Here is a 7,526-nt window from a genome sequence, read left to right as displayed (position 1 = left end):
GCTGGACGGCCAGTTGCTCCACGGGTCCGGCGCCGAGGCCGTACGGCGGCGGCAGATGGGGGGCGGCGAGCTGCTCCGCGGCCCTCGGCCGGTGCGGGGACGGCCCTGTGCCTCAGGCGGCCGGCGGCGGCGACGCGGGCGGCTGCGGGGGAGTGCCGCCGTCCTTGTGCGCGATCCGGTCCAGTGCCTCCTTGGCCTTGCCGGTCCCCGTCTCGATCTTGTCGCTGTACTTGCCCTTGGTCCGCGAGTCGACCGCCTTGGCGGCCTTCTCCAGACCGTGCTCGATCTTGTCCCCGTGCTGCTGCGCGAGGTCGGAGACCTTCTCCTTGGCCGGGGCGAGCTTGGCCTTCAGCGTGTCCATGAGACCCATGGGCCACCTTCCCTCGTGAGCGACTGGTGACATCCAGTGTGACAAACCCGCGCCGGTTTCGCGTTCGGGACGGATCTTGTGCCGGGGGCGACGGCTACTGGCGCGCGCCCTCTCCGGCCTCGCTGCCCTCGACATCGCCCGCCGACTGCTGGCGCGGGATCTCCACTCCGGCCGGAGCCGGTGCCTCCGCGCCGTCCGCGGACTTCGCGGTCTCCGTTCCGGCCCCCGCTCCGCCGTCCGCGGCCAGGGCGCAGCCGCCCTTCTCCGCGCCGGGTCCGGCGGCGCCCTCGGCGGACTCCGCCGCCCCGGCGGCTACCGCGACGCACTGCCCGGGCTCCGGCTCCTGCCCGGCCTTCTTCTTCCGGCCGAACCATGAGAAAAGGCTCATCAGCACTCCATCAGCTCCTCGTGCGGGCCGCGGTCCGCGGCGCCCGGAGCGCCCTGTCGCGCCGTCCGGGCCCATGGGCCCGCAAACCGGTGCCCGCGACTCCGCAACAGGAACGAAGCCCCGGGCGCCCCGTCACCTCGCTCGTTCGGGGACACGTCCCTGAGTTTGGGAGACTGGGACGGTGAGTAGTGCAGCCCCCGCACCGCGGGTCATCGCCGTCGTCGGCCCCACCGCGGCCGGAAAGTCCGATCTGGGAGTCTTCCTCGCCAGGGAGCTGGGCGGTGAGGTCGTCAACGCCGACTCCATGCAGCTCTACCGGGGGATGGACATCGGCACCGCCAAACTGACGGTCGAGGAGCGCGGCGGGATCCCCCACCACCTCCTGGACATCTGGGACGTCACCGAGGCCGCGAGCGTCGCCGAGTACCAGCGGCGCGCCCGGGCCGAGATCGACCGGCTGCTGGCCGCGGGCCGGACCCCCGTACTGGTCGGCGGCTCCGGCCTGTACATCCGCGGCGCCGTCGACGCCCTGGAGTTCCCGGGCACCGATCCGGAGATCCGGGCCCGGCTGGAGCGGGAACTGGACGAATCCGGCCCCGGCGCGCTGCACGCCAGGCTCGCCGCCGCCGATCCCGAGGCCGCCCGCGCGATCCTGCCCGGCAACGGCCGCCGGATCGTCCGGGCCCTCGAAGTGATCGAGATCACGGGAAAGCCGTTCACCGCCAACCTCCCCCGCCACGAGTCGGTGTACGACACCGTTCAGATCGGCGTCGACGTCGCCCGCCCCGAACTCGACGACCGCATCACCCGGCGGGTCGACGTGATGTGGGCAGCGGGCTTCGTCGACGAGGTACGCACCCTGGAGGGACAGGGGCTGCGCGACGGGCTGACCGCCCCGCGCGCCCTCGGTTACCAGCAGATCCTTGCCGCCCTGGCGGGCGAGTGCACCGAGCAGGAGGCGCGCGACGAGACCGTACGTGCCACCAAACGCTTCGCGCGCCGTCAGGATTCGTGGTTCAGGAAGGACCCGAGGGTGCATTGGCTCAGTGGGGCGCTGGCCGACCGCGGGGAACTTCCGCGACGGGCGCTGGCGTTGATCGAACGAGCGGTTACAGCCTGATCACGTGATGGCATCGGGACGCCCTGCCCGTCATCCGGGCACTCCCGGCCGTGCCATCATCGAGCATCGATCGACGTGGAGTCCGAGTTGGGAGGGCGCGTGGCGATGGAGGCCGGCCCTCACGACACCGAGCAGCAGCCACGTGACACCGTGGACGGCGCGCCCGGACTGAGTTCCGACGGCCCCGACGACGGAGAGCTGCTCGCCGGGGAGGTCGAGGTCGAACTGCGGCCCGCCCGCCGGCTGCGGATCTGGCAGCTCGCGCCCATCGTCGTCCTCGCCGCCGTCGGCTCCCTGATGTTCGCCTTCCCCCTCGCCTTCGGTACGGGGGAGACGGGCGCCGTCGTCGCCATGCTCGGCCTGCTGATCAGCTGCTGCGCGGCCGGCTGGGGTGTGATGGCGGCCCGCCGGGTAGGGCACACCTGGCCCGGTCTGCCGCCCCGGGGCTCGGGGGAGCGCCCGGACTGGCGGGTGCTCGCGCTCTACGTGGGCGTGGCGGCCCTGATGGTCGCGCTGGCCGTCTGGCGCGTCGCCCGGCTCCGCTGACCCCGAAGCCGAAGCCGAAGCCGAAGCCGAAGCCGAAGCCGGAGCGGGAACCGAAGCCGACCGCCGCACCCCGTCCGGTGACCTTGCTCGTACGATGGACGGCGTGAGCACCGCACAGCCCCAGCGGCACCCGCAGCAGACCGGTCGCCCGGCGGCGCCCGTCGCCTTCCTCAAGGGCCACGGCACCGAGAACGACTTCGTCATCGTGCCGGACCCGGAGAACGCCCTCGACCTGTCCCCGCGGACCGTGGCCCGCCTCTGCGACCGCCGGGCCGGGATCGGCGGCGACGGCGTGCTCCACGTCGTCCGCTCCGCCGCCCACCCCGAGGCCCGCCGCTTCGCGGACGAGGCCGAGTGGTTCATGGACTACCGCAACGCCGACGGCTCCGTCGCCGAGATGTGCGGCAACGGTGTCCGGGTCTTCGCCCGCTACCTCCAGCACGCGGGCCACACCGGCCCCGGCGAACTGGCCGTCGCCACGCGCGGCGGCGTCAAGAAGGTCCATATCGCCAAGGGCGCCGCGGACCACCCCGACAGCGGCGACATCACCGTCCACATGGGCCGCGCCGTCCTCCCGGAGGACGGTGTCACCGTCACCGTGGACGGCCGGAGCTGGCCCGCGCGCAATGTCGACATGGGCAATCCGCATGCCGTCGCCTTCGTCGACGACCTGGACCACGCCGGGGACCTGTACACCGCGCCCGGCTACGCCCCCGCCGCGGTCTATCCGCGCGGAGTGAACGTCGAGTTCGTCGTCGACCGTGGTGAACACCATGTCGCCATGCGCGTGCACGAGCGCGGCTCCGGCGAGACGCGCTCCTGCGGCACCGGCGCCTGCGCGGTGGCCGTCGCGGCCGCCCGGCGGGACGGTGCCGACCCGGCGGTGACCGGGCTCCCCGCCACGTACACCGTGGACCTGCCGGGCGGACGGCTGGTGATCACGGAGCGGCCGGACGGGGAGATCGAGATGACGGGCCCCGCCGTCATCGTCGCGGAGGGTTACATCGGAGCTGCCCTGCTCGTACGCTCCGAAACCGCCGACGGATAGAGCTTCGCTCGAACGGGTGATCCGGTTCACGCTGGGCGAGAGCCGGACTGCTCCACGTGGTGGGCTCGGTAGCATCAAGCACCGGCCCCGGGGGCACGACCGCTCCGCCGACCGCCGGGCCCAGCGTTCCGAAGTCCCCGCGCGGAGGTGCCCCATGAGTGCAGAGGCCGCCAATCCCGGTGCCCACAGCCGCAGGCGCGGCCGGCCCCGGCTCGACCTCCGCAGACTGGGCCGTGCCGCACTGCTCGGCCCGGCCGGACGGCACCGGCTGCCGGACGCCATCGGGCATGTGGCGGACGTGCACCGCGCCCACCATCCCGACGCCGACCTCGCCCCGCTGCACAGCGCCTACGTCCTCGCGGAGTCGTCCCACCGCGGCCAGTTCCGCAAGAGCGGCGAGCCGTACATCACCCATCCGCTGGCCGTCACCCTCATCCTCGCCGAACTCGGCGCCGAGACCACGACCCTGACGGCCTCTCTCCTCCACGACACCGTCGAGGACACGGAAGTGACGCTCGACCAGGTCGAGCGGGAGTTCGGTGCCGAGGTGGCGTACATCGTCGACGGCGTCACCAAACTGGAGAAGGTCGACTACGGGGCCGCGGCCGAGCCCGAGACCTTCCGGAAGATGCTCGTCGCCACCGGCAACGACGTCCGGGTGATGTCCATCAAACTCGCCGACCGGCTGCACAACATGCGCACCCTCGGGGTGATGCGCCCGGAGAAACAGGCCCGTATCGCCAAGGTCACCCGGGACGTCCTCATCCCGCTCGCCGAGCGGCTCGGGGTGCAGGCACTCAAGACCGAGCTGGAGGATCTCGCCTTCGCCATCCTCCACCCCGCCGAATACGAGCGCACCCGCGCCCTGATCGCCGCCAACACCGCGGCGGGGGCCGTCCTCGACGACGTCGCCGAACGCTTCCGCGCCGTCCTGAGGGACTCCGGCATCACCGCCGAGGTCCATATCCGGCCGCGCCATTTCCTCTCCGTCCACCGGTTCGCCGCCAAGCGGGGCGAACTCCGCGGCACCGACTTCGGGCGGCTGCTGATCCTGGTTGCCGAGGACGCCGACTGCTACGGCGTACTCGGCGAGCTGCACACCTGCTTCACCCCGGTGGTCTCCGAGTTCAAGGATTTCATCGCCGCCCCCAAGTTCAACCTCTACCAGTCGCTCCACACCGCGGTGGCGGGGCCGGAGGGCGCGGTCGCCGAAGTCCTCATCCGCACCCACCAGATGCACCGGGTCGCCGAGGCCGGGGTGATCGCCCTCGGCAACCCGTACTCCACGGCGGACGGTGCCGCCGAATCCGCCGAGGCGCCCGACGGCGAGCGCGCCGACCCCACCCGGCCCGGCTGGCTCTCCCGGCTGCTCGCCTGGCAGGAGGCCACCCCCGACCCCGACGCCTTCTGGAGCTCCCTGCGCGCCGACCTCGCCCAGGACCGGGAGATCGCGGTGTTCCGGGCCGACGGGGGAATGCTCGGTCTGCCCGCGGGCGCGACCTGTGTGGACGCCGCCTACGCGCAGTACGGGAAGCGGGCCCACGCCTGTATCGGCGCCCGGGTCAACGGCCGCCTGGCCGCGCTCGGGACGGTCCTGAAGGACGGCGACGCCGTCCAGCTGCTCCTCGCCGACCACGATGCTGGCCATGATGCCGACCGCGATGCGGCCGGCCACGGCGCGGCCGACGGGGTCGCCGACGGCGCCCCGGAACTCTCCCGGGAAGCGGTCTCCGGCCCCTCCCCGGACTGGCTGGACCACGCCAGGACGCCCGCCGCCCGGATCGCGATCGCGGCCTGGCTGGAGGCCCACCCCGGGGGCGCCGCCCTCCCCGCCGCCGCCCCCCGCGGGCCCGTCCCCGCCGCCGTGGAACGCCCTGCGGGCACCGGCGCGCCGGCCGGTCTCGTCGCCGAGGGAACGGACGGCGAGGCGGTCGTACGGCTGGCCGGCTGCTGTACGCCCGTACCCCCCGACGCCGTCACCGGCTTCCCGGTACGCGGCGGCGTGGTGACCGTCCACCGCCAGGAGTGTCCCGCCGTAGGCCGGATGCGCTCGCTCGACCGGCAGCCCGTCCCGGTCCGCTGGGGGGATGCCACGGGGTGCCGTGTCACCCTCGTCGCCGAGTCCTTCGGCCGCCCCAGGCTCCTCGCCGACCTCACGGACACCATCGCCACCGAGGGCGCCGCCATCGTCTCCGCCACCGTGGAACCCCCCAGCGAGCAGCGTGTCCGGCACACGTACACCCTGCACCTGCCGGACGCCGCCCGGCTGCCGTCGCTGATGCGGGCGATGCGGGGCGTCCCCGGGGTGTACGACGTCAGCCGGACCCAGCATCCGGCGGCCACCGGCTGACCCGTTCGGGGGATTGGGAGCGTGCCGCCGCCCATGGGCCGCGGCGCGCTGGTAGCCGTAGCACATGCCGTCCATCACGACTGTCCGGCCGTCCGCCCGGTTCCCGGTGCCCGGGTCCCCGCTGTCCGCCCGGTCCGGCAGACCGCCGCGGGCCCGCCGCGGACTGCTGCGGACCGCCGTCCTCGGGGCCGCGTCAGCCGCCCTGATCGCCGCCGCGCTGCCGCCGCCCGCCCCCGTGGCCCTGGGCATCGGGGACCGGCTCTTCCCGTACCTCGGCAATCCCGGATACGACGTCGTCGCCTACGACATCGCCCTGGACTACCGCGGCGTCAACAACGAACCCCTCGACGCCGTCACCGTCGTCGACGCGAAGATCACCCGGAGGCTGGAGGTGCTCAACCTCGACTTCACCCACGGAACCGTCCGCTCCGTTGAGGTGAACGGGCACCCCGCGGACTTCGCGACCGCCGAGGAGGACCTGGTCGTCCGGCCCGGCAGGCCTCTGGAGCGCGATACGCGCGCCCGGATCACCGTCCGGCACACCAGCGACCCGCGCGGCCCCCGGAACGCCGGAGGCTGGGTCCGCACCGGCGACGGGCTCGCCATGGCCAACCAGGCCGACGCCGGCCACCGGGTCTTCCCCTCCAACGACCACCCCTCCGACAAGGCGTACTTCACCTTCCGCATCACCGTCCCCGACGGGCTGGTCGCGGTCGCCAACGGCGTACGGAAGCGGGTCACCCACAACGGCGCCACCACGACCTCCGTCTACCGCACCCGGCACCCCATGGCCACCGAACTTGCCCAGGTGTCCATCGGCCGGTCCGCCGTGCCCACCCGGGAGGGCCCGCGGGGGCTGCCGCTGCGGGACGTGGTGCCCGCGGCCGACCGGGAGACCCTGGAGCCCTGGCTCGCCAAGACCCCGGCCCAGCTGGAGTGGCTGGAGAGCCGGGTCGGCCGGTACCCCTTCGAGACGTACGGGGTGCTGATCGCCGACGCGAACACCGGCTTCGAACTGGAGACACAGACCCTCTCCCTGTTCGAACGGTCGCTGTTCACCGCCGGATACCCCGAGTGGTACGTCGATTCGATCATGGTCCATGAACTCGCCCACCAGTGGTTCGGCGACAGCGTCACCCCGCGCGCCTGGTCGGACCTCTGGCTGAACGAGGGACACGCCACCTGGTACGAAGCCCTCTACGCGGAGGAACTCGGCGGCTACACCCTGGAGCGCCGGATGCGCGAGGCGTATCTGCGCTCCGACCAGTGGCGGGCGGACGGCGGCCCGCCGGCGGCTCCCCTGCCGCCGGAGCCCGGCCGGAAGATCAGCCTGTTCCGTCCGATCGTCTACGACGGCGGGGCGCTCGTCCTGTACGCCCTGCGGCAGACGATCGGGGCCGACGCCTTCGACAAGGTGGAACGGGCCTGGGTGCGCGAGTACCGCGACGGAACGGCGGGCAGCGCCGACTTCGCCCGCATGGCGTCCCGGATCTCCGGACGCGACCTCGGCCCCTTCTTCGACGAGTGGCTGTACGGGGAGCGGACCCCGCCCATGCCGGGGCATCCGGACTGGAAGGTCACACCGCCGCCCGCGGACGCCCGGACGGCCCCGGATCCGGCCGGCCGCACGGGCCCGGGAACCCTGCCGCACCCCGCAGCGCGGGCGGTGGTGAAACCGGGGTGACGGGCCCGAGCACGGCGTGC

General features: G+C 73.4%; 7 protein-coding genes. 5 read left to right on the top strand and 2 right to left on the bottom strand.

Features of this window, described 5'->3' with window-relative positions; all coding sequences use genetic code 11:
- Positions 1–112: 112 nt before the first annotated feature.
- Both ACWDR0_RS05885 and ACWDR0_RS05880 read right to left on the bottom strand, forming a co-directional pair.
- A complete protein-coding gene (locus ACWDR0_RS05885; RefSeq protein WP_456350391.1) occupies positions 113–370 on the bottom strand; it encodes an antitoxin in 258 nt (85 codons plus the stop codon).
- Between the two features lie 94 nt (positions 371–464).
- A complete protein-coding gene (locus ACWDR0_RS05880; RefSeq protein ID WP_456350390.1) occupies positions 465–758 on the bottom strand; it encodes a hypothetical protein in 294 nt (97 codons plus the stop codon).
- 181 nt (positions 759–939) lie between these two features.
- Between ACWDR0_RS05880 and miaA the strand changes: the two genes are divergently transcribed.
- The 5 genes from miaA (at position 940) to ACWDR0_RS05855 (ending at position 7,506) form a co-directional block, all read left to right on the top strand.
- Positions 940–1,878 carry a tRNA (adenosine(37)-N6)-dimethylallyltransferase MiaA gene (gene miaA / locus ACWDR0_RS05875; protein ID WP_456350389.1) on the top strand — a complete coding sequence of 313 codons (939 nt, stop codon included), beginning with the start codon at positions 940–942 and terminating at the stop codon, positions 1,876–1,878.
- A gap of 105 nt (positions 1,879–1,983) precedes the next feature.
- Positions 1,984–2,424 (top strand): hypothetical protein, encoded by a 441-nt coding sequence (locus ACWDR0_RS05870; RefSeq protein ID WP_456350393.1) that lies wholly within the window; start codon positions 1,984–1,986, stop codon positions 2,422–2,424.
- A 94-nt stretch (positions 2,425–2,518) separates the two neighbouring features.
- A complete protein-coding gene (gene dapF / locus ACWDR0_RS05865) occupies positions 2,519–3,472 on the top strand; it encodes a diaminopimelate epimerase (protein WP_456350388.1) in 954 nt (317 codons plus the stop codon).
- Between the two features lie 154 nt (positions 3,473–3,626).
- Positions 3,627–5,822 carry a RelA/SpoT family protein gene (locus ACWDR0_RS05860; RefSeq protein ID WP_456350387.1) on the top strand — a complete coding sequence of 732 codons (2,196 nt, stop codon included), beginning with the start codon at positions 3,627–3,629 and terminating at the stop codon, positions 5,820–5,822.
- 64 nt (positions 5,823–5,886) lie between these two features.
- Positions 5,887–7,506: a M1 family metallopeptidase gene (locus ACWDR0_RS05855; RefSeq protein ID WP_456350386.1), complete on the top strand. Its 1,620-nt coding sequence runs from the start codon at positions 5,887–5,889 to the stop codon at positions 7,504–7,506.
- Positions 7,507–7,526 lie beyond the last annotated feature (20 nt).

It is taken from the genome of Streptomyces sp. NPDC003691 (genome assembly GCF_053981115.1).
This window is presented reverse-complemented; position numbering and strand designations above follow the sequence as displayed.

What these genes read in the sequence shown, in the direction of transcription:
- ACWDR0_RS05860 (WP_456350387.1), top strand. Translation starts at nt 3,627, where the DNA reads ATGAGTGCAGAGGCCGCCAATCCCGGTGCCCACAGCCGCAGGCGCGGC.
- dapF (WP_456350388.1), top strand. Translation starts at nt 2,519, where the DNA reads ATGGACGGCGTGAGCACCGCACAGCCCCAGCGGCACCCGCAGCAGACC.
- ACWDR0_RS05880 (WP_456350390.1), bottom strand. Translation starts at nt 758, where the DNA reads ATGAGCCTTTTCTCATGGTTCGGCCGGAAGAAGAAGGCCGGGCAGGAG.
- ACWDR0_RS05885 (WP_456350391.1), bottom strand. Translation starts at nt 370, where the DNA reads ATGGGTCTCATGGACACGCTGAAGGCCAAGCTCGCCCCGGCCAAGGAG.
- ACWDR0_RS05855 (WP_456350386.1), top strand. Translation starts at nt 5,887, where the DNA reads ATGCCGTCCATCACGACTGTCCGGCCGTCCGCCCGGTTCCCGGTGCCC.
- ACWDR0_RS05870 (WP_456350393.1), top strand. Translation starts at nt 1,984, where the DNA reads ATGGAGGCCGGCCCTCACGACACCGAGCAGCAGCCACGTGACACCGTG.